This is a genomic window from Saccharospirillum sp. HFRX-2, assembly GCF_043196805.1.
Lineage (GTDB): Bacteria > Pseudomonadota > Gammaproteobacteria > Pseudomonadales > Natronospirillaceae > Saccharospirillum.
In genome coordinates this window covers 65,823-84,200 of the sequence record NZ_JBEBMU010000001.1, presented here as the reverse complement: position 1 = coordinate 84,200, position 18,378 = coordinate 65,823, and the positions used below count along the sequence as shown (strand labels likewise).

The window sequence follows — 18,378 nt, the reverse complement described above, 5'->3', positions numbered from 1 at the left end:
GCTCTGCTCAGAGCCGTTTCATACCGTGATAACCGCGATCGAAGTACAGCAAACCATCGGTGCTTTGCGGTGCGCTCACACCCAGAACTTCACAAAACAACGTATCGTGCGTGCCCAGGCTGACGCGCTTGATAATGCGACAGTCGAAACTGACCAGAGCATTATCGAGCACCGGTGCGCCGGATTCACCTTCACTCCAGCTGGCCGCGGCAAAGCGCTCGTCCATCTCGGTCTTGCCACCAAACAGGTTCGACAGACTCATCTGATCGGCCGTGAGGGTGTTCACGCACAGAGCGTCGTTCTGTGCGAACGCCGGAAACGCCGAAGCACTGCGATTCAGGCAGACCAACAGCGTTGGTGGTTTATCACTCACGCTGCACACAGCAGTGGCAGTGAAGCCGGCGCGCCCGCCAGGGCCGTCGGTGGTGACGACGTTAACCGCCGCCGCCAGACCTGACATGGCATCGCGATAGCTTTTTGAGCTCAGTTCGGGAGCCGTTTCGGTTGCGGCAACAGCGGGCGCGTTCATGGCATTCTCCTTGGAGTAATCAGTATCAGCAGAAATCGACGGCTTGTTCGAGGCTCAAACGTGGCAGTCGATCGTGCAGTTTGTCGGCCTGGCCGTAGCCGAGGTTGATCAGCATATTGACCGACCAGTTGCGATCGTTGAGGAATTCGGCGTTCACTTTTTCGGCATCAAAACCCGCCATCGGACCGGCATCGAGGCCTAACGCACGCGCCGCCAGAATCAGATAACCGGCTTGAATGGAGCTGTTTTGCAAGGCAGTTTTTTGCGCAAAAGCTTCATTGCCGGTAAACCAGGAACGGGCGTCGGCGTGCGGGAATAATTCTGGCAGGTGCTCATAAAAACGATTGTCGAAAGCCAGAATAACGGTGACCGGGGCGCTCATGGTTTTGTCCAGGTTGCCGGCGGACAAGGCCGGTTTAAGGCGCTCTTTGCCTTCGGGTGTGCGCACGAAAATCAATCGGGCCGGTTCGCAGTTGGCCGACGTCGGGCCCATTTTGACCAGGTCGTAGAGTTCGGTCAGCACCGCGTCCGGGACGGCTTTGTCCTGCCAGAAGCTGTGGGTGCGGGCTTCGGTGAAAACTTGTTGGATGGCCGAGGTGTCGATAGAGCTGGACATGAAGAATCCTTATACAACGTTAATAGGAAGATGACGTATTTGGCTGACCCTTAGACAGATTCAGACAACAGGCCCTGAAATCGGGTCAAATGCTCAACAAGCAAGGCATTGGTGCGTTCCGCCTGCGTAACGCTGCTGGCATGACCACCAACGTCCATCAATTCCAGTCGCGCCCGGGGCAGTTTTTGCTCCAGTTGTACCGAGCAGGTCCAGGGCACCAGCAGGTCGTCGCGATTGGCGATCAACAGCGTTGGTGCTTCGATCTGCGCCAGCTGCTCATCGTTCATGGCAAAGCCTTGTACTGCTTCCAGTCGCCGGCGCAGATTATCGGCCGGCGGAAAATGGCTGAGCATCTGTACATCTTCGTTAGCCAACTGGTCGGCGTGCTGGTCGATCCAGGTCGGTGGATAAAGAAACAACGCCTGAGCTTCGATATAAGCCGCTGCGCCAATCTCATCGAGAATCTTCCGGCGCACTGAAAAACAACGCTGGGTGTGCGGGCTGAGTTGATGCCAGCCGTTAATCACCACCAAAGAGCGCAATCGCTGCGGCTGTTGCAGCGCCAGCGTTAAACCGATATGGCCGCCCAGTGCATGGCCAATTAAATGAAAGTCGTCGATATCGGCGTTATCGAGAGCGCTGATCAGTTCATCGGCCATATCGGTGACGCAGTAACCGTCGGGCAACTCGGCCGGGCTGCGCCCGGTGCCGAGTTGGTCGTACAGCACTACCTTGTAACGCTCGGTCAGGCTGCTTAATTGAGGCTCCCAGAAACGCGCCGAACCACCGAGGCCCGAACTGAGCACCACCGTCTGATCCGCTTCTAATTGCCCGACGATTTCCAAATACATCATGCGCCTGCCTTGGTTTATGCCAGGTGGGCGATGCTGGCAATTTCGACCAGCGCTTCGGGTTTCACCAGGCCGCACTGAATGCAGTAACGCGCGGGTTTTTCACCGGCGAAAAATTCGGCATAGACTTTGTTGACTGCTGCGTAGTCGGCCCAGTCTTTAACGAAAATCATATTAAAGGTGACGTCGTCCATGGTGCCGCCGGCGGTTTCGATGACGCCTTTGATGGTGGTCAGTACATGACGGGTTTGCGCTTCAGCATCGCCGACGTGCACCACATTGTTGTCTTTATCGAACGGCAGGGTGCCGGACACGTACAGCACGTTATCGGCCATGGAACCAGGCACAAAGGGTGCGATGGGTGTGCTGGTGCCAGCGGGAATCACAGCTTGCTTAGGCATGGAAACTTCCTCGTTCAGTGAGTGGCGGCGGCTGCCGTCCGGGTGGATTCGGTGGCGAAGGTGTTGCAGAAAGTGTTGACGTCTGACACCCAGCCAAAAAAGGTTTCGATGTTGTACAGCGAGGCCGCCTGGATCGATTCCGGTCCGGCCTGATGAGTGGCGTCGGCCAGCACCACGCCGAAATATTCCAGAAAGAAACCGTCGCGCAGCGTCGATTCGACGCAGACGTTGGTGGCGATGCCGGTAAACACCAGATTGCGAATACCGCGCGCGCGCAACAGGCTGTCGAGTGGGGTGTTGTAAAAACCGCTGTAGCGGGTTTTGCCCAACACCAGATCGCTCGGCTCGGGTTTCAGCGCATCGACCAGGTCGTAATCCCAGCCGCCGCGCGCCAGCAAGGTGCCGTCCAGCTCAGGGTTTTTGCGCATCGTTTTCAGGGCGTTCGATTTGTACCAGTTGGGCGAACCGGGTCCGCCGGCTTCGCGGTATTGCGGGTCCCAGCCGTTCTGGAAAAACACCACTGTCATACCGGCAGCGCGCGCCGTGGTCAGCGTTTTATTGATGTTGGCGATCACCGGGCCGGTGGCCGAGACATCGAAGCCGGCTTTATCGAGGTAACCCTCTTTGCTGGCGTAGGCGTTTTGCATATCGACGACGATGACCGCCGTTTCGCTGGCTTTCAGTCGGATCGGTTCCGGCTTGGCGTCGAGCGTGATGGCGTCTTCACCGCTGCTGCTCAGCGCATAGCCGCTGGCTTTGGCTTCGATGCTCATGCGGTGGCCTCCGCCTCAAGCTCGATGTGCTGGCGGCTTTTCATCAGTGGCTGAATGCGCTGGCCAAAGTTCTCGACGCCCTGGACGAAATCATCAAAGGTCAGCATCACGCCTTCGGTGCCGTTCACTTCGGCGATTTCATCGAGCATGGCAGCAACGCTTTCATAAGAACCGACCAGCGTGCCCATGTTGATGTTAACGGCGGATGTGGGGTCAGCCATCTGGCGCACATTGGTGTCGCCCTTGGATTTGGTATCGGCGGCGCCCTGAACACCCAGCCAGGCGACGGCTTCTTCGTCGACGCCTTCTTTATAGCTTTCCCATTTGGCACGGGCAGCAGCGTCGGTTTCATCGGCGATGACCATAAATAATGGGCAAGCTTTAACGTCGCGTTGGGATGCTTCGGTGGCTTTGACCAGTCGTTCGGCTGTGGGTGCAAAAGCAGTCGGCGTGTTCACGCCTTTGCCGAAACAGAAGGCGTAGTTGGCGTACTTGGCGGTGAAGGCGAGGCCGGCGTCGCTTTGACCGGCGCAGATAATTTGCAGCGGGCCTTTGGGTTTGGGGCTGACGCGGCAATCGTCCATCTGGAAATAATCGCCTTTAAAATCGCTTTTTCCGGTCTGCCAAAGTTCGGTGAGAATTTCCGCGTACTCGGTCAAATAGTCGTAGCGATAAGCGAAGAATTCATCGCCCGGCCACAAACCCATTTGCGAGTATTCCGGCTTCTGCCAGCCGGTGACCAGGTTGATGCCGAAACGGCCGTTGGAAATGGAGTCGATGGTTGACGCCATGCGCGCAGCGATTGCCGGTGGCACGGTCAAGGTCGCGGCGGTCGCGAACAATTGAATCTTGCTGGTGACGGCGGCAAGGCCGGCCATCAAGGTGAAAGATTCCAGGTTGTGATCCCAGAATTCGGTTTCGCCGCCGAAGCCGCGCAGCTTGATCATCGACAGCGCGAAGTCGAAGCCGTAATGCTCGGCGCGTTGGGTGATGGTTTTGTTCAGTTCGAACGACGGCATGTACTGCGGCGCGTTCTTGGAAATCAGCCAGCCGTTGTTGCCGATGGGGATAAATACGCCAACCTTCATGATGCTACGTCCTCGTCTGGGTGCGAATGCGATAGCACTTTGCAGAAAGCCGGCCAACTCTGTTTTATCTATATAAATCAATTGGTTATTAAATTTATGCGGTTTAAGTTGGACCAAATGGTCTAACTTAGAGCACATGGTTTGTGCAAAAATCCACCAGTGCGAACCATGGCGGTGCAATAAAGCACGCGATGCATTAACCGATAAGACGCTGGCCGTGCGCCGGGTGGTCGATGCTAGAATGAGGCCCGCAAAATCGGCAGGAGAGAGCGTTGAACGATAAGACCGCCACAGCGGCAGACCGACCTAAGCGCACCCCGACTGCAGCGTCGATCAAACGTCGTCAGCGCAATCAGGAAATTAAGCGGGCGGCGATTCTGGATGCGGCGCTACGCACCTTTTCTCACTATGGTCTGCACGGTGCCAGCCTCGATCAGATTGCTCAGGAAGCGGACGTCTCCAAAACCAATCTGCTCTATTACTTCCCCACCAAAGAAGAACTCTATGTGCAGGTGATGCGCGAGTTGTTGCGCGTCTGGTTATTGCCATTGAGCAGTTTCAGCGAGGATCAGGATCCGTTCGAAGCGCTGGGCGATTACCTGCGCATCAAGCTGGAATTTTCGCGCGATAATCCGGAAGAATCGCGGCTGTTCTGTATGGAAATTCTGCAGGGTGCACCGCTGTTATTGGCCGAATTACAACAGCCACTACACGATCGCGTGCAAGCCAAAGTAGCAGTGATTCAGTCGTGGATTGATCAGGGTAAACTGAAACCGATCGAACCCTACCATCTGATTTTTTCCATCTGGGCGACGACGCAACATTACGCCGATTTCCGCGTGCAGATCGAAGCGGTCGCCGGCCGCACTCTGGATGATCCGGACTTCTTTGATGAGACGCTGCGTAATTTAACCACCCTGCTGTTCGACAGCCTGCGTCCGTGACGTTTTGATGACAGGGCGTTAACCTTGTCATCTTTGGCGGGCTGGTGTGCCGACGGGTATGACTGCGCTTAGCCGTGGTGCATCTATCTGGAACGCCTATGTCTCTCGCTGGTTTTTTACTCGTTTTTGCTGCCGCTCTGTGTCACGCCACCTGGAATTTCCTGCTGAAACGCATCAATGGTGATGCTGCTTTAACCTGGCTGTTTTCTTTTCTGACGGTCATTATTTATTTCCCGCTGGCGGTGTATTTCGCCTGGGACTGGCGCGGCTGGGGCTGGCTGGAAATCGGTTTTATTGTTGGCAGCGCGGTGATCCACATCGGTTATTTTCTGCTGCTGCAACAGGGTTATAGAGTGGGCGATCTATCGGTGGTGTATCCGACCGCTCGCGCCACCGGCCCGTTGATTTCCACCGTTATGGCGGTGCTGCTTTTTGGCGAACATCTGAATGCCTGGATGGCCGTTGGCATTGCGCTGATTTTATTCGGCGTGCTGAATTTAAGCCGTAAGCCGGGCAGCTCATCACAACCAACCTTTCAGTCCATGGGATTTGGCATTCTGGTCGGTTTGCTGATTGGCACTTACACACTCTGGGACGCCCATGCGGTTGCCGCTTTGCTGATCCCGCCGTTGCTGCTGGATTACGGCTCCAACATCGTGCGTGCCTTGATACTCACACCGGTCGCCGTGCGTCGCTGGTCGTCGGTGCGCGATGTCTGGCAGGCGCATCGCTGGAAGGTGGTTGGCATCGCCGTGTTCAGTCCGTTGGCGTATATTCTGGTGTTGACCGCCATGACCTTTACGCCCCTGGTTTATGTGGCGCCGACCCGGGAAATCAGCGTCTTGTTCAGCGTGCTCTTGGGTTCGTTGTTGCTTAATGAAGGCTATCTGCGCCATCGCTTGAGTTGGGCGGTGGTTATGTTGGCCGGCGTGATAGTGTTGCTGTAAAGCAAGATCGACACCGATCGAAGCAATATCTTGTCTTTGTGGTCAAAAATTGTGCGCTTGTTCGAAACGGCGTGCTCAGACTCTGGTAGGGTGCTGCCTCAATTTGATTCTTAGGATAACCCACTCAATGTTGAAATTTGGCGTCCGGCCAGCCTTCAGAGGTTTCCTCTCGCTGGCATTTGGCCTGCTGGCTGTCGTTATGTCAGTGGTTATGCCGGTCGCGGCAGAAAACACGCCCACAGCGGAAGACGCTGAGCCGGAAAAGCAAGAAGAGTCGTCATCACTGACGGCCTACGAGACCTGCCTGATTCGGCTGACACAAAGTGCATCCAATATGCTCAGCGCTGGCAACGTTCGTAACTACTGTGCCCGTGAAGCACGCGAACAAGGCGAGACGGCGCAAACCAGTGATACGCCGTTACAGCAGCGCCGCGAAATGGAGCGGCTGGTATTGAACAATCCGTTCAGCTTGTTGCCGCATCGGCCCAATTATTTAATGCCGGTGAATTATTCCGATTTCGATGACGACTCCGCCCAGGTGCCGGGTAACGGCGAATTTCAGCCCATTGAGATTCAGTTTCAGTTGAGCCTGAAGGTGATCGTTGTCGATGGTCTGATTGGTGATCACGGCAATCTGGCCTTTGCCTACACCGGTAAATCGTTCTGGCAGGCCTACAACTTTGATCTGTCATCGCCGTTTCGTGAAACCAACCACGAACCGGAAATGATTCTGACCTTCGCCAACGATTTCGATCTGCTCGGCTTTACCAATGTGTCCAATGCGGTGTCGTTGAATCACGAATCCAACGGCCGCAGCGGTGAAGACTCGCGCAGTTGGAACCGGGTGATTCTGCAAACCCAGTGGGAACGCGACCGGCTGCATTTCGAGTTTCGCCCCTGGCTGCGCATACCGGCACCGGAGCCGCGCTTTGAAGGCGATCCGTTGGCTGATGACAACCCGGATATTCTCGATTACCTGGGGCATTTCGATTTCACCACCGCCTGGGTCGGCGAGTACAACACCCTCTCGCTGACGGCGCGTAATAACCTCGATCTGGAACATAACCGAGGCGCCATAGAGGCCGGCTGGACCTTCCCCATCTCCGACCACATTCGTGGCCGGGTGCATTACTTCGATGGTTATGGCGAAAGCCTGATCGACTACAGAAGACGCTCCCAGACGTTGGGCATCGGCTTTCAGTTCAGCGGCTGGCTTTAATCCAGTTCGCTGAAGGCGTCGCGCGTTAAGTTGCGCGAGCCTTCAGCGATGACCACCAGGTTGTCTTCGATGCGCACACCACCCCAGGGACGCAGTTCGGCGATGGCGGTTTCGTTCAAACCCATGTCACCACGAGCGCGCAGCTGATCGAGCAGCATCGGAATGATGTACAGACCGGGTTCGATGGTCAGTACCATGCCTGCTTCCAGCGTGCGCGTCAGACGCAGGAAGGGCGCATCTTTATTCGGCGCCAGGGTGCCGGCGCGATCCTGTTGATGACCGCCGATGTCGTGCACTTGTAAGCCCAATAAGTGACCCAGACCGTGCGGGAAGAACGCTTGGGGAACGCGTTTTTCCAGTTGCTCTGCGACGCTTAGCCGACACAGATCCAGTTCCTTCAAAATACCGGCGACGCCTTCGACCGCTTGCTGATGCAACTCAGCCATCGGCAAGCCCGGACGCACAGCGGCGCATAAATCCAGTTCGAATTTTTCCATGGCCGCGAGCAGCGCATCGAAGCTCGCCGAGCCCTGACCCTGGGTGCGGGTGATGTCGCTGGCATAACCACCGACCTGAGCGCCGGCGTCGATCAACAGGCTGCGATGCTGTTGCGGCTTGGCAAACAAACGGCGCTCGTAATGCAAGGTGGCGGCATTTTCGTTGAGCGCGATGATGCCCGGGTAAGGTTCCAGACTTTCCAGCTGACCACTGGCGGCCAGAAAGGCGGCGTAGATCTCGGCTTCGCTGGCACCGGCGTTAAAGGCGTCGCTCGCGGCGCGATGGCCAGGCACGGCTTTGCGACTGGCCAGCCAGAGTTGTTCGACTTCAAATTCGGTCTTGTAGGCGCGGTCAAAAGCCAGGTCTGAACACAAATTGGCCGGGTTTAACTCAACGTCTTTGGTTGAGTTTTTCAGGCCCGGATGGGCCGGTCCGATCCAGGCGAGGCGACCGGATACGGCCGGTAACCAGTCATTAAGGTCGGCCGCGCCCTGCAATTGCCAATGTGCGGTCCAGTCACCGCTTGGTGCGGTCGGTGACAGATGCCAGAAATCGGCCTGTGCCGGCCAGTACAGTTGCGGTGTCTGGCCCGGTCGAATCAGCAGGCAGGTGCCGGGCGTTATGGCTTCGGGCAACCATTGCTGGGCGAAAGCGCCCGGATGGTAGGGATAGGCATGGTCGTCGTCGCGCACCTTTTCCGCCACACCGGCGCTGATGATGACGGCATCGAAACCGCAGCGCTCCAGGCTGGCTTGGTAACGTTGCATCAGGGTGTCGAGGTGGGCGCGGTACAGGTCGGCCATGGCTGGAACTCCAACAATCACAGTGGGCGAAGGGCGCACAGCTTAGCGCTCTGGATGAGTTTTGTCGTCCCTGGCTCGTGGTTGGCGCAGCGGCTTTGTTTTACACTGCTGCGTTCACGCGCTTTGGGGAAATGCCATGTTGTTGCGGTTGGATCAGTTGCAGTGCCGTTATGGTGACAATGTCGTTATCGATGCGTTGTCGCTGACGGTGGAGCGCGGCGAAATCTGTGCATTGCTCGGTCCCAGCGGTTGCGGCAAATCCACCCTGCTGCATGCCATCGCCGGTTTTAGCCAGCCCAGTGGCGGTCGTATTGAACTGGATGGTCGGAGCATTGCGACCGAGGAAGATTCGGTGCCGCCGGAGCAACGCGGCATCGGCATGGTGTTTCAGGAATACGCGCTGTTCCCGCATTTAACCGTGGCTGGCAACGTCGGCTTTGGGTTGCGTTCGTTAAGCGCAGCGGAACGCGCGCGACGTGTTGCCGATACCTTGGCGCTGGTCAAACTCGAGGGTTTTGGCGAGCGCTATCCGCATGAATTATCCGGCGGGCAACAACAAAGAGTGGCGCTGGCGCGAGCGCTGGCTCCGCAACCCGACCTGCTGCTGATGGACGAACCCTTCTCCAATCTCGATACCGAATTGCGTCGCACCCTGTCTGCCGAGGTGCGCGAAATCCTTAAGATTGCCGGCACCACCGCCATACTGGTGACTCATGATCGCGAAGAAGCCTTTGTAGTCAGCGACAAACTGGGCGTGCTCGACAAAGGCCGCTTGCAACAATGGGACACCCCGGATGTGGTTTACCATCAGCCAGCAACACCGGCGGTTGCGCGCTTTGTCGGCGATGGTGATTTTATTGCCGGAACGGTAGTGGCCGTCGGTCGGGTGCGCACCGCCTTGGGCGAGGTAATGACCGCGACTGACTGGCCGGTCGGTACCGAGCTTGAGGTGTATGTGCGTCCCGATGAGGTTGAATTGGTCACCCAGGATGGCGTGCCGGCACGCCTGCTGAGCCGTGCCTTTCTCGGCACTCAGATTCGACTGCGTCTGGCTTTGGCCGATGGGACTGAGGTTCAGGCCTTGTTGCCGTCACGAGCGCATGTTCTGAATGACAGTGTGCAACTGCACTTTGCACCGAGTCAGTTGGTAGCCTTTGAGCGCCCTGTTTCGCGCCAGGCAGCGATGATTTAATTCAGCCAGTCAGCCGAGTTTTAGCTAACCGGCGTCTCCCGTCTTTGCCCCCGCACCGAACGACTCAGCAAAATCACTGGCCCCAAACCCACCAGCACAATCAACAGCGCACCCAGCGCTGAGGCTTCGAGTTTTTCATCCGAAGCAAACTGATAAACGTGCGTGGCCAGCGTATCGAAATTGAACGGCCGTAAAATCAAGGTGGCCGGTAATTCCTTCATGCAATCGACAAAGACCACCAAGGCCGCAGTCAACAAGCCAGGACGAATCAGTGGCAGGTGCACGCGCCACAGCGTTTGCAGACTGTTGTGACCGAGGGAGCGCGAGGCACGATCCATGGCCGGCGTTACCTTGGCCAGACTCGATTCCACGGCGCCGGCGGCGACCGCCAGAAAACGCACTGAATAGGCAAAGATCAACGCGAAAAGAGTGCCGCTTAAAATCAAACCGGTGGAAATACCCAGCGTACTGCGCAGCAGTGCATCGATGCCGTTATCGAAAGCGGCCAGCGGAATCATCACGCCAATGGCGAGCACCGTACCGGGCATGGCGTAGCCGAGTTTGGCCAGGCCGACGCTGGCGTTCAAACCGCGACCGGGAAACAAGCGTTTGCCATAGCCGAGCAATAAACCCAGGGCGACGGTCACCAATGCGGCACTGGCCGAGAGCAGTAAAGAATTCAGCGATAACTGAATAAAGTCCGGCGTCCAATAAGCACCAAAACCACGCAGCGCAAAGTACGACAAGCGCAGTGCCGGCACTGCAAAACCGACGATCAGCGGCAAGGCACAAACCATCAAAGCCAAACCGGCGCGCAGGCCACGCAATTGATAGCGAGCGGTGTCGCCGGGCTGGCCAACCTGAGTGAAATGCTTTTGTCGGCGCCGGGCGAAACGCTCGAGCGTTATCAACAGCACCACAAAGCCGAGCATCAAACTGGCGATCTGGGCGGCACCGCCGAGGTTCGACTGGTTCAGCCAGGTGTCGTAAATGCCGATGCTCAGGGTGCGTACGGCAAAGTAATCGACGGTGCCGAAATCGTTCAGCGTTTCCATCAACACCAGCGATAAACCGACGGCGATGGCCGGTCGTGCCATGGGCAGGGAGACGCGGCGAAAACTCTGCCAGGGCGTGCAGCCGAGTGAACGACTGGCGGCCTGAATGGCGTGTGCCTGATCGACAAAGGCGGCGCGCGCCAGCAGATACACATAGGGATAGAGCACCAGCGCCAGCATAACGATGGCGCCGCCCATGGAGCGGATTTCCGGAAACCAGTAATCGCGCATGGTGCGCCAGCCAAACCAGTCGCGCAGCGTGGCCTGAACGGGGCCGGCGTATTCCAGCAGGTCGGTGTAGACGAAGGCGATCACGTAGGCCGGTACCGCGAAGGGCAACAGCAGCGACCATTCGAAAAAACGCCGCCCGGGAAAGTCGCAGGTGCTGACCAGCCAGGCGGTGCTGACGCCGATCAGCAAGGCCACCAGACCGACGCCAGCGAGCAATCGCACCGTGGCGTCGAGGTAGTAGAACAAAACCGTGTCGACCAGATGCGCCCAGATGTTATGGCTGGGAAAGAGCGCCAGATAGAACACCGAGGCCACCGGCAGCAACACCAGGGCAGCGGTCATGATCACTGCAAAACGCCAGCGCCGGGCCAGACGATTCTGACCCAGCGCAGCCTTGTTGCGGGAAATGGCGTTGACGGCCGCAGCCGTCAGTGAAGGTTGGGAGCCGGTCACAGCATTAGAAGTCGTAAGCCACTTCATCGACCAGGCGCGAGGCTTCGTCGACGTGATCGGTAATGGTGGTCAGGCTGAGCGGATCTTCTTTAAATTCGCCCATATATTCGTTGATCAGTTCAGAGCGCTCAATGCCTGGGCGGACCGGGAATTCGAAGTTGTCCTGAGCGTACAGAAACTGCGCTTCCGGGCTGACCATAAACTCCATCAGCGCGACGGCGTTGTCGCGGTTCGGCGCGTGTTCGGACAGCGCGATACCGGAGATAAACATATGCGCGCCGCGATCATCCTGGTTGGGGAAGATGAGGTTAACGGAGCGTGCCCAGTCCTGCTGTTCCGGCGCTTCTTCGTTAGTCAGCATGGCGCCGAAGTAATAGGAATTACCCAGAGAAATATCACAGACGCCTTCGTAGATGGCTTTAACCTGAGCGCGGTCGTTACCCTGCGGACGACGCGCCAGATTGTCTTTGACGCCTTCGAGCCATTCGCGGGTGTAGTCTTCGCCGTGGTGGGCAATCATCGAGGCGAACAACGACAGGTTATAGCTGTGTTTGCCGCTGCGGGTGCACAACCGGCCTTGCCATTCGGGATCGGCTAATTGTTCATAAGTGGTGATTTCGCCGGGTGCGACGCGTTCTTTGGACGCATAGATGATGCGCGCCCGGGTGGTCAGACCGAACCAGTGGTTATCCTCGGCGCGGTACTGGGCCGGGATATTGTCGGTCAGCACATCGCTGTCGACCGCCTGGGTCAGGCCTTTGTTGTAAGCACTCATCAGGATGGTGGTGTTGGGCGTGATCAGCACATCGGCCGGGCTGTTGCGACCTTCGGTTTCCATCCGTTCAACCAGACCATCGCCGTAGACGACATTGGTTTCGATACCCGTTTCGGCAGTGAAGGCTTCCAGCAGAGGTTCGATCAGAAAGGGTTGGCGGTAGGAGTAAATGTTGACTTCGTCGGCCTGGGCGGAACTTACCGCCAGGCTACCGGCGAGGGGAAGGGCCATCCAGATGGCTTTGGTCAGTGCTCGCATCGTGCTGTCTCCAACAGAGTTTCATTTTTAATTTGATAAGCATTCTCAATAAAAGCCGGAAGGAGTCAACCTGGGTTCTCAGTTCTAACGCTGCACTGAACGTAAAAAACCCGGCGCTGGGCCGGGTTTGGAGTGAACTCAGCGGTGTTTAATCGCGAATGCGATAAACGGTGGTGGTGCCGCTGACTTCGTTGGCAACCACCAGCAGGGCGTCGCCCGTAGGGCTGATGTCGGCCGGGATAAAAGCCATGCCTTCCGGGGCCAGATCGCCGGCCTCGGCCAGGGTGGCGTCGGTGACATCGCCGTCTTCGGTGGCTTGCGCCGCGTTGAAGTTGCGGTTGTTGATGTACTGCAGGTATTGGACGTTACGCGGGTTGGTGATGTCGGCGACGACAAAGCCGCCCATCCGTTCCAGACCAACAAAGGCCAGCATGCGCTCGCCAACCTGTCCCAGCGCCAGAGCTTCCGGTTCCGGGCCTTTGTTGTCGCTGCGGTCGTCGATTGCCAGCGCATCGTCGGTGGTGTTGAAGAAGTCTGGATAGGCGTCGGCGGTGACGCGTTCGAGCAGATCGGCGGAGTCGTACACCAGCTCGCCGTTGGCGCTGAAGATGGAGAAGGAGCGGGCACCAAAGGCGTAGACCTTATCCAGATCGCCATCACCATCGGTGTCACCGCGGCCGGCCTGAATTTTCAGATCGGCAATGGCGTTCAGATGCGCCAGCGACGGGTCGAGGTTGGCATCGCCGATTTCGCTTTCATCGGTGTACACCAGGCAGCCGTCGTCTGCATCAAAATCGTACTGGGCATTGGGTAAGGTGCCGCTGCAGTCGGCTTCGCTATCAACATCGGTGATGTATTCGCGCGCATCGCCCTCGTTGGCAGTGACGAAATAATCCTGGCCGGCCACTGAATAGCTGGCGATGGTATCCGGATGGTAGGTGCCCCACAGCTTGGCGTAGCTGCGCAGCACCGCAGCCTCGTCATCCTTGTCGGCATCGAGCGCATTTTCCGGGCGACCGTGGTCTTTAAAACCGAGCGGCAGTATGGCGGTGATGCGCGGTGTGCCCGTCAAGCTGATGCGCGCGACGGCATTGTTTTCCTGCAGCGAGACAAAGGCAGTGCGGTTGTCTGCACTGACGCTGATGTATTCCGGCTCGATGTCCTGCGACGCACGAATGACTTGCGGTCTCGGGTTGTTGCCGATCAGCACGTCGGCTGGAAGGTTGTGATCGAAGGCGGTGAAGTCGAGCTGGATGCCGAGATCAGCCGGCATGCCGTTATCGATGGCAATGACGGTGACACTGCCTTCGGGATCGCGCAGATAGTCGCTGCGCGGCTCACCTTCGTTGGCGACCAGCGCAAAGCGACCATCGGGCGAGAAAGTCACCATATCCGGCAGCGCGCCGGCGAGCACGCCTTTAACGAAGCGGGTGTCGCCGTCTTCGTTGAGGCGGTAAAACAACACGGCGCCGGCTTGGGTTTTGTCGTCGTGTTCAACGGCGATGGCCAGCAGGTCGTTGCTCACCGCCAGGCTGTTGGCGCCGCCGATATCGATGCCACGAATACCACCACCGGGCGTGGCGACGCGCACTGAGCCGGGCAGATCACCGGCGCGGGCGCGCAGGTTGCTCAGGCGCAGCGGATCGGCTGCAGCGCTGGTGGGTAACTGGTTCAGATTGATGGCGGTAATCTGGCCGGTGGCGCCGTTGGTCATGTAGGCGTAGCCGGACGCCGGATGGTAGGACACAATCTCGGCGGCACTTTCGCCCAGAATGCCACTGGTGTGGCGACCGAGCACGTCGATTGACAGCGTTGATTCGGCAAAGGCAGTGCCGGTTAAAGCAAAGGCCAGCAAACCACTGGCAAGGCGGTGTGTCAGGGTAGGCATGAGATTCTCGTTGTTTGAATGGCTGTGGCCGCAGAGCCTAGTGATCAAAGATGACAGTGGGACGACAGTCGGATGACAGCGCTCACAGCCCTGGGGTAGAGTCGCCCTTCTTTAAGGCAGCACCCTTTAGCGATTCACTTTATGGAGACACCTCTATGAGTTGGGCAACTTGGTTGGCAGTGGTCGGAATTTGCATGCTCGGCGCCATGTCGCCCGGGCCATCTTTGGCGGTGGTGTTGCGCCATACGCTGACCGGTGGACGTCGCAATGGCGTGACCGTCGCTTTACTGCACGGTCTGGGCGTCGGCTTCTACGCGCTGTTGAGCATTCTCGGTCTCGCGGCTGTTATCACCGCTTCGCCGCTGGCCTTTGCGGTGTTGCAATGGGGTGGCGCGGCTTATCTGGTCTGGTTAGGCATTCAGGGTTTGCGCGCCCGGCCGGCGTCGGAAAGTGATTTTCAGGCCGGGCCAAGTCAGGCCAGTTCGGCGCGTGATGGCTTTCTGGTGGTGTTTTTGAACCCCAAAATCGCGGTCTTCTTTCTGGCGTTGTTCTCGCAGGTGGTGGGTCTGGACACCAGCTTTGTGGCCAAGCTGACCTATGCGGCTACGGCCATGGTCATCGATGGTTGCTGGTATCTGCTGGTGGTCTGGCTGTTCTCCAATCCGCGTTGGATGGCGGCGTTGCGGCGCAGCAGCCTGTGGCTGGAGCGGGTGTTCGGCGTCATTTTGATCGCGCTGGCCGGCCGTCTGGTGGTGGGGATTTTACGCACCTAACGCCGGCATCAGGCGTGCCAGCGCCCGGCGCAGTTCCTGGCCGCTGCTCTGGTGATAAACCTGCTTGCGGCAAATCAGATAAGCCGGGCGACTGAGCCCGGCTTGACCCAGATCGATGCAGGCGCTGTCGTCGGCTAACAGTCGGGCAATACCGCGCGGCGCCAGTGCATGACCCCAGCCCGACAACGCTAATCGCGTCGCCGCCAGCGACGATTCCACCGGCCATTTCGGTTCCAGTCCCAGCGCCCGGGCGCGTCCTTCGATACCGCGCCAGGTGTGCGATTTCTCTTCGATGCAGATGATCGGCAAGGCGTTGCTGCTGGCCCGCTCTGCTTCCAGCGCCGCCCGGTCGCCATTTCTGGCGACCAGCACCAGCGGTTCATCGAGCAATTGTTCCACCATCAGACCCGTGTGGTTGGGCAACTCGCCAGCGCAGAGCCCAAAGGGATAAGTACCGGCCAGTACCCGGTCGACGATGGTCGGTGAGCGGTGGGTATGGACGATCAGATCGGCTTGCGGCAGGGCATCGCGCAGTTGCACCAGCAAGGGCGCACCCCAGGAGCTGAGGATGGCTTCAGACACGGCGATGGCAATTTGCTCACGCGCGCCCGACTGCCGCTGGTTGAGTACGGTTTTCAGATCGGCCATCAGTGGCGCGACTTCGGCCACCAGGGCTTCACCTTCGGCGGTCAAGACAGCGCGTCGCCCCTGGCGCCGAACCAGCACTTTGCCCAGCTGTTGTTCCAGTTGACCGATGCGTTTGCTGACGGCCGACTGACTGATGCGCAACGACAAGGCCGCTGCACTCATAGTGCCGTGGTGAACCAGCGCCAGCAGCGCTTCCAATTGACTGAACATAGTATTCCTAAATGGAAACTGATAATGGCCAATTATTCGCTATTTTCAGGGATCTGCCCAGTCGATACTGTGTCTCCGCCATCGGTCCTGGCCAGGCTGAGTGGCGTCGCTAATAAGACAGAGGATCAGGCTATGTGGTTTGGCATTGTTGCGGTGATGGCCGCGACCAGTTTTTTGTCCGGTATTTTAGGCATGGGCGGCGGCATCATTTTGATGGGTGTGCTGGTGTTGCTGCTGCCCCTGGCCAGCGCCATGGTGTTGCACGCCTTAACGCAGATTGCCGCCAACGGCAGTCGCGCCTGGCTGCATCGGCGTCATATTCACTGGGGCGTTTTGCGCTGGTATCTGCTCGGCGGTCTGGTGGTACTGGGGCTGTTTTTCTTTCTCTGGTTTGAAGTGCCCAAGTCGTGGTTCTTTATCGGCCTGGGGCTGATGGCGCTACTCGGTAATGTGCTGCCCAAGTCGTGGCAACTCGACGTGACCCGGCCTATACAGTCGGTGGTCTGTGGCGCTTTGGTCACTGGCGGGCAATTGTTTGTTGGGGTGGCGGGCAGTCTGCTGGATTTGTTTTTTGTGCACGCCAAGCTCAATCGCTATCAGGTGGTTGCCACCAAGGCGATTACCCAGACCAGCGGTCATCTGATGAAGCTGACTTTTTATGGCACGCTGGTGTTCGCCCAGCCGCAGTCGTTGGGCATTCCGGTCTGGGTTTATGTGGCAGTGATTCCCGCGGCCTTTATGGGCACTCGTTTGGGCGCGGAAGTGCTGCATCGTCTCGATGATCAGCAGTTCCGGCGCTATACCCGTTGGGTGTTGAATGTGGTCGGCGTGGTCTACATCAGCCGCGGCCTGTTGATGCTTTGATTCATAACGGCCGCAGTCGGGGACTCAGATGGGCCGCAGTCGGAAACCGATCAGACCCCAGAGCAGACCAACCAGACCGGCCGCCAACGCATAGAGGTCGGTCCAGCGCAGATAGAATTTGTCGGTCAGGCTGACCCGGGTTTCCGGTACGCCGATGCGCGCCGGCAGCACGCGGACAATCCAACCGTATTGCTCAGCGTCGATCAGCACGCGGTTCCAGGTTAAGGCGTCGCTTTGCCGCACATCGGCTAACAGCAACAGCGTGCCGGCCCGCACTTCGCGCAGCGGCTCGGCACTTTCGTTGGGTTCGCTGTAAATCCAGGCACGCGGCGCCTGGACCTCGACAAACAGATGGTCGGATTCATAGAGCGGCTGCTGCCAGTGATGCGGCGGCGTCCAGACTGTCGGCCAGAAGGCGATGGCCAGCTGCGCCACGATCAAAGCCAGGCTGAAACTGAAGCTGCCGCGCAAAGCGCGCAGCATGCCGACCGGCCGACGCTGCAAGCGCACCAGGGTCATCACCAATGCCAGCACCGCCAGTGCCAGCGCAGCGACAACCCAGGGGTGCGTCAGAATTTGTTGTGGATTGAGCACCAGGGTGGCGACCCGGTCCCAATCGAGCAGCAGGTAACGACCCAGATCGAAAAACAGCCAGCCCAGCCCGGCTAGCGTGCCCAGGGCGTAGAGCAGCAGTCGGCCTTTGTCGCGCGGCGTCATCCATTGGTCCGGATCGATATTGCCGGCCAGGTTTTCCTCCAATTGCGTCCAGCCGACCTGATACAAGGTCATGGCGCGTTTTTGCCCGCGTGGTGTGATGCGCTCGCCGCGTTCGATGGCGTAACGCTGTTGAGCGCCCTTGCCGAGCTGCTTCAAGGTGGTACCGGAAATCAGAATTTGGTCGCCTTCGGCGCAGGATTCCACGCGCGCCGCCGTGTTGACCGCATTGCCGTAAACGTCGCCCTTTTCCACCAGCGCTTCGCCGGCGTGCAAACCGATGCGAACTTTCAGGTGGAAGTCGGAATTGCGCGTGCGTTCGGCCGCCAGTGCCTGTTGAATGCCAATGGCAGCGCGAACGCCATCGCTGGGTTTGCGGAAGGTGGCCATGACCGAATCGCCGATGGTTTTAATCACCTTACCGCCGTAGCGTTTGACCACCGGAAACACCAGGCGGTTGTGCAGATCGACCGCCAGACGGCCGCGCACATCGCCCTGGTTATCCCAGTAGCGGGTGGAATCTTCGACATCGGTAAAGAGGATAGTGGTGTGGCGGCGGGCGCGGCGAATGGTGCCGGCGACCTGTTTTTCCAAGCGATGGCGCAGGAGTTTCCGTGACTGAATCCCTGTCATGGTGAAACCTTTCTC

General features: G+C 58.3%; 18 protein-coding genes. 6 read left to right on the top strand and 12 right to left on the bottom strand.

Annotated elements, in window-relative coordinates; translation table 11 throughout:
* Positions 1 to 7: 7 nt before the first annotated feature.
* The 6 genes from rutF to rutA are packed head-to-tail and all read right to left on the bottom strand — an operon-like array spanning position 8 to position 4,258.
* Positions 8 to 529: an NADH-dependent FMN reductase RutF gene (gene rutF, locus ABMA60_RS00435; protein WP_392797300.1), complete on the bottom strand. Its 522-nt coding sequence runs from the start codon at positions 527 to 529 to the stop codon at positions 8 to 10.
* Between the two features lie 25 nt (positions 530 to 554).
* Positions 555 to 1,145 carry a malonic semialdehyde reductase gene (locus ABMA60_RS00430; RefSeq protein ID WP_392797299.1) on the bottom strand — a complete coding sequence of 197 codons (591 nt, stop codon included), beginning with the start codon at positions 1,143 to 1,145 and terminating at the stop codon, positions 555 to 557.
* Positions 1,146 to 1,195: 50 nt separating this feature from the next.
* On the bottom strand, positions 1,196 to 1,999 hold the full coding sequence (gene rutD / locus ABMA60_RS00425) for a pyrimidine utilization protein D (protein ID WP_392797297.1): 804 nt from the start codon (positions 1,997 to 1,999) through the stop codon (positions 1,196 to 1,198).
* A gap of 14 nt (positions 2,000 to 2,013) precedes the next feature.
* Complete coding sequence (gene rutC / locus ABMA60_RS00420) at positions 2,014 to 2,397, bottom strand: pyrimidine utilization protein C (RefSeq protein WP_392797295.1); 384 nt, start codon at positions 2,395 to 2,397, stop codon at positions 2,014 to 2,016.
* A gap of 14 nt (positions 2,398 to 2,411) precedes the next feature.
* Positions 2,412 to 3,170, bottom strand: a complete 759-nt coding sequence (gene rutB / locus ABMA60_RS00415; RefSeq protein WP_392797293.1) for a pyrimidine utilization protein B — start codon at positions 3,168 to 3,170, stop codon at positions 2,412 to 2,414.
* On the bottom strand, positions 3,167 to 4,258 hold the full coding sequence (rutA, locus tag ABMA60_RS00410) for a pyrimidine utilization protein A (protein WP_392797291.1): 1,092 nt from the start codon (positions 4,256 to 4,258) through the stop codon (positions 3,167 to 3,169). Before rutA ends, rutB begins: the two co-directional genes overlap by 4 nt.
* Positions 4,259 to 4,530: 272 nt before the next feature.
* On the opposite strand from rutA, the gene rutR reads away from it, so the two are divergent.
* The 3 genes from rutR to ABMA60_RS00395 all read left to right on the top strand — a co-directional run bounded on the left by rutR (position 4,531) and on the right by ABMA60_RS00395 (position 7,368).
* Entirely contained in the window at positions 4,531 to 5,202 is a 672-nt protein-coding gene (gene rutR / locus ABMA60_RS00405; protein ID WP_392797289.1) for an HTH-type transcriptional regulator RutR, read from the top strand.
* A gap of 98 nt (positions 5,203 to 5,300) precedes the next feature.
* Positions 5,301 to 6,149, top strand: coding sequence for an EamA family transporter (locus tag ABMA60_RS00400; RefSeq protein ID WP_392797287.1), 849 nt, complete (start codon positions 5,301 to 5,303; stop codon positions 6,147 to 6,149).
* A 199-nt stretch (positions 6,150 to 6,348) separates the two neighbouring features.
* Positions 6,349 to 7,368: a phospholipase A gene (locus ABMA60_RS00395; protein WP_392797285.1), complete on the top strand. Its 1,020-nt coding sequence runs from the start codon at positions 6,349 to 6,351 to the stop codon at positions 7,366 to 7,368.
* On the opposite strand, the gene pepQ is transcribed toward ABMA60_RS00395, so the two are convergent.
* Positions 7,365 to 8,669 carry a Xaa-Pro dipeptidase gene (gene pepQ, locus ABMA60_RS00390; RefSeq protein ID WP_392797284.1) on the bottom strand — a complete coding sequence of 435 codons (1,305 nt, stop codon included), beginning with the start codon at positions 8,667 to 8,669 and terminating at the stop codon, positions 7,365 to 7,367. The two genes, ABMA60_RS00395 and pepQ, sit on opposite strands and share 4 nt — an antisense overlap.
* 136 nt (positions 8,670 to 8,805) lie before the next feature.
* On the opposite strand from pepQ, the gene ABMA60_RS00385 reads away from it, so the two are divergent.
* Entirely contained in the window at positions 8,806 to 9,861 is a 1,056-nt protein-coding gene (locus tag ABMA60_RS00385; RefSeq protein WP_392797282.1) for an ABC transporter ATP-binding protein, read from the top strand.
* A 20-nt stretch (positions 9,862 to 9,881) separates the two neighbouring features.
* Here the strand turns inward: ABMA60_RS00385 and ABMA60_RS00380 are convergent, their stop codons facing one another.
* From ABMA60_RS00380 to ABMA60_RS00370, 3 genes are all read right to left on the bottom strand, one after another.
* Positions 9,882 to 11,600 carry an ABC transporter permease gene (locus tag ABMA60_RS00380; protein WP_392797280.1) on the bottom strand — a complete coding sequence of 573 codons (1,719 nt, stop codon included), beginning with the start codon at positions 11,598 to 11,600 and terminating at the stop codon, positions 9,882 to 9,884.
* 4 nt (positions 11,601 to 11,604) lie between these two features.
* Complete coding sequence (locus ABMA60_RS00375; RefSeq protein WP_392797278.1) at positions 11,605 to 12,633, bottom strand: Fe(3+) ABC transporter substrate-binding protein; 1,029 nt, start codon at positions 12,631 to 12,633, stop codon at positions 11,605 to 11,607.
* Positions 12,634 to 12,781: 148 nt separating this feature from the next.
* Complete coding sequence (locus ABMA60_RS00370) at positions 12,782 to 14,521, bottom strand: choice-of-anchor I family protein (protein WP_392797276.1); 1,740 nt, start codon at positions 14,519 to 14,521, stop codon at positions 12,782 to 12,784.
* A 155-nt stretch (positions 14,522 to 14,676) separates the two neighbouring features.
* On the opposite strand from ABMA60_RS00370, the gene ABMA60_RS00365 reads away from it, so the two are divergent.
* Positions 14,677 to 15,294 (top strand): LysE family translocator, encoded by a 618-nt coding sequence (locus tag ABMA60_RS00365; protein ID WP_392797274.1) that lies wholly within the window; start codon positions 14,677 to 14,679, stop codon positions 15,292 to 15,294.
* Here the strand turns inward: ABMA60_RS00365 and ABMA60_RS00360 are convergent.
* Complete coding sequence (locus ABMA60_RS00360) at positions 15,283 to 16,152, bottom strand: LysR family transcriptional regulator (RefSeq protein WP_392797273.1); 870 nt, start codon at positions 16,150 to 16,152, stop codon at positions 15,283 to 15,285. The genes ABMA60_RS00365 and ABMA60_RS00360 overlap by 12 nt on opposite strands.
* Positions 16,153 to 16,284: 132 nt before the next feature.
* Here ABMA60_RS00360 and ABMA60_RS00355 point away from each other — a divergent pair, with 132 nt between their 5' ends.
* Positions 16,285 to 17,016 (top strand): TSUP family transporter, encoded by a 732-nt coding sequence (locus ABMA60_RS00355; RefSeq protein ID WP_392797272.1) that lies wholly within the window; start codon positions 16,285 to 16,287, stop codon positions 17,014 to 17,016.
* Positions 17,017 to 17,040: 24 nt separating this feature from the next.
* Here ABMA60_RS00355 and ABMA60_RS00350 read toward each other — a convergent pair whose 3' ends face one another.
* A complete protein-coding gene (locus ABMA60_RS00350) occupies positions 17,041 to 18,363 on the bottom strand; it encodes an adenylate/guanylate cyclase domain-containing protein (RefSeq protein ID WP_392797270.1) in 1,323 nt (440 codons plus the stop codon).
* Positions 18,364 to 18,378 lie beyond the last annotated feature (15 nt).

Excerpts from the sequence above, each read along its gene's own strand:
- rutA (WP_392797291.1), bottom strand. The coding sequence starts at position 4,258 with ATGAAGGTTGGCGTATTTATCCCCATCGGCAACAACGGCTGGCTGATT.
- ABMA60_RS00370 (WP_392797276.1), bottom strand. The coding sequence starts at position 14,521 with ATGCCTACCCTGACACACCGCCTTGCCAGTGGTTTGCTGGCCTTTGCT.
- pepQ (WP_392797284.1), bottom strand. The coding sequence starts at position 8,669 with ATGGCCGACCTGTACCGCGCCCACCTCGACACCCTGATGCAACGTTAC.
- rutC (WP_392797295.1), bottom strand. The coding sequence starts at position 2,397 with ATGCCTAAGCAAGCTGTGATTCCCGCTGGCACCAGCACACCCATCGCA.
- ABMA60_RS00395 (WP_392797285.1), top strand. The coding sequence starts at position 6,349 with ATGTCAGTGGTTATGCCGGTCGCGGCAGAAAACACGCCCACAGCGGAA.
- ABMA60_RS00430 (WP_392797299.1), bottom strand. The coding sequence starts at position 1,145 with ATGTCCAGCTCTATCGACACCTCGGCCATCCAACAAGTTTTCACCGAA.
- ABMA60_RS00365 (WP_392797274.1), top strand. The coding sequence starts at position 14,677 with ATGAGTTGGGCAACTTGGTTGGCAGTGGTCGGAATTTGCATGCTCGGC.
- rutF (WP_392797300.1), bottom strand. The coding sequence starts at position 529 with ATGAACGCGCCCGCTGTTGCCGCAACCGAAACGGCTCCCGAACTGAGC.
- ABMA60_RS00385 (WP_392797282.1), top strand. The coding sequence starts at position 8,806 with ATGTTGTTGCGGTTGGATCAGTTGCAGTGCCGTTATGGTGACAATGTC.
- rutD (WP_392797297.1), bottom strand. The coding sequence starts at position 1,999 with ATGATGTATTTGGAAATCGTCGGGCAATTAGAAGCGGATCAGACGGTG.
- ABMA60_RS00375 (WP_392797278.1), bottom strand. The coding sequence starts at position 12,633 with ATGCGAGCACTGACCAAAGCCATCTGGATGGCCCTTCCCCTCGCCGGT.
- ABMA60_RS00350 (WP_392797270.1), bottom strand. The coding sequence starts at position 18,363 with ATGACAGGGATTCAGTCACGGAAACTCCTGCGCCATCGCTTGGAAAAA.
- ABMA60_RS00360 (WP_392797273.1), bottom strand. The coding sequence starts at position 16,152 with ATGTTCAGTCAATTGGAAGCGCTGCTGGCGCTGGTTCACCACGGCACT.
- ABMA60_RS00355 (WP_392797272.1), top strand. The coding sequence starts at position 16,285 with ATGTGGTTTGGCATTGTTGCGGTGATGGCCGCGACCAGTTTTTTGTCC.
- rutB (WP_392797293.1), bottom strand. The coding sequence starts at position 3,170 with ATGAGCATCGAAGCCAAAGCCAGCGGCTATGCGCTGAGCAGCAGCGGT.
- ABMA60_RS00400 (WP_392797287.1), top strand. The coding sequence starts at position 5,301 with ATGTCTCTCGCTGGTTTTTTACTCGTTTTTGCTGCCGCTCTGTGTCAC.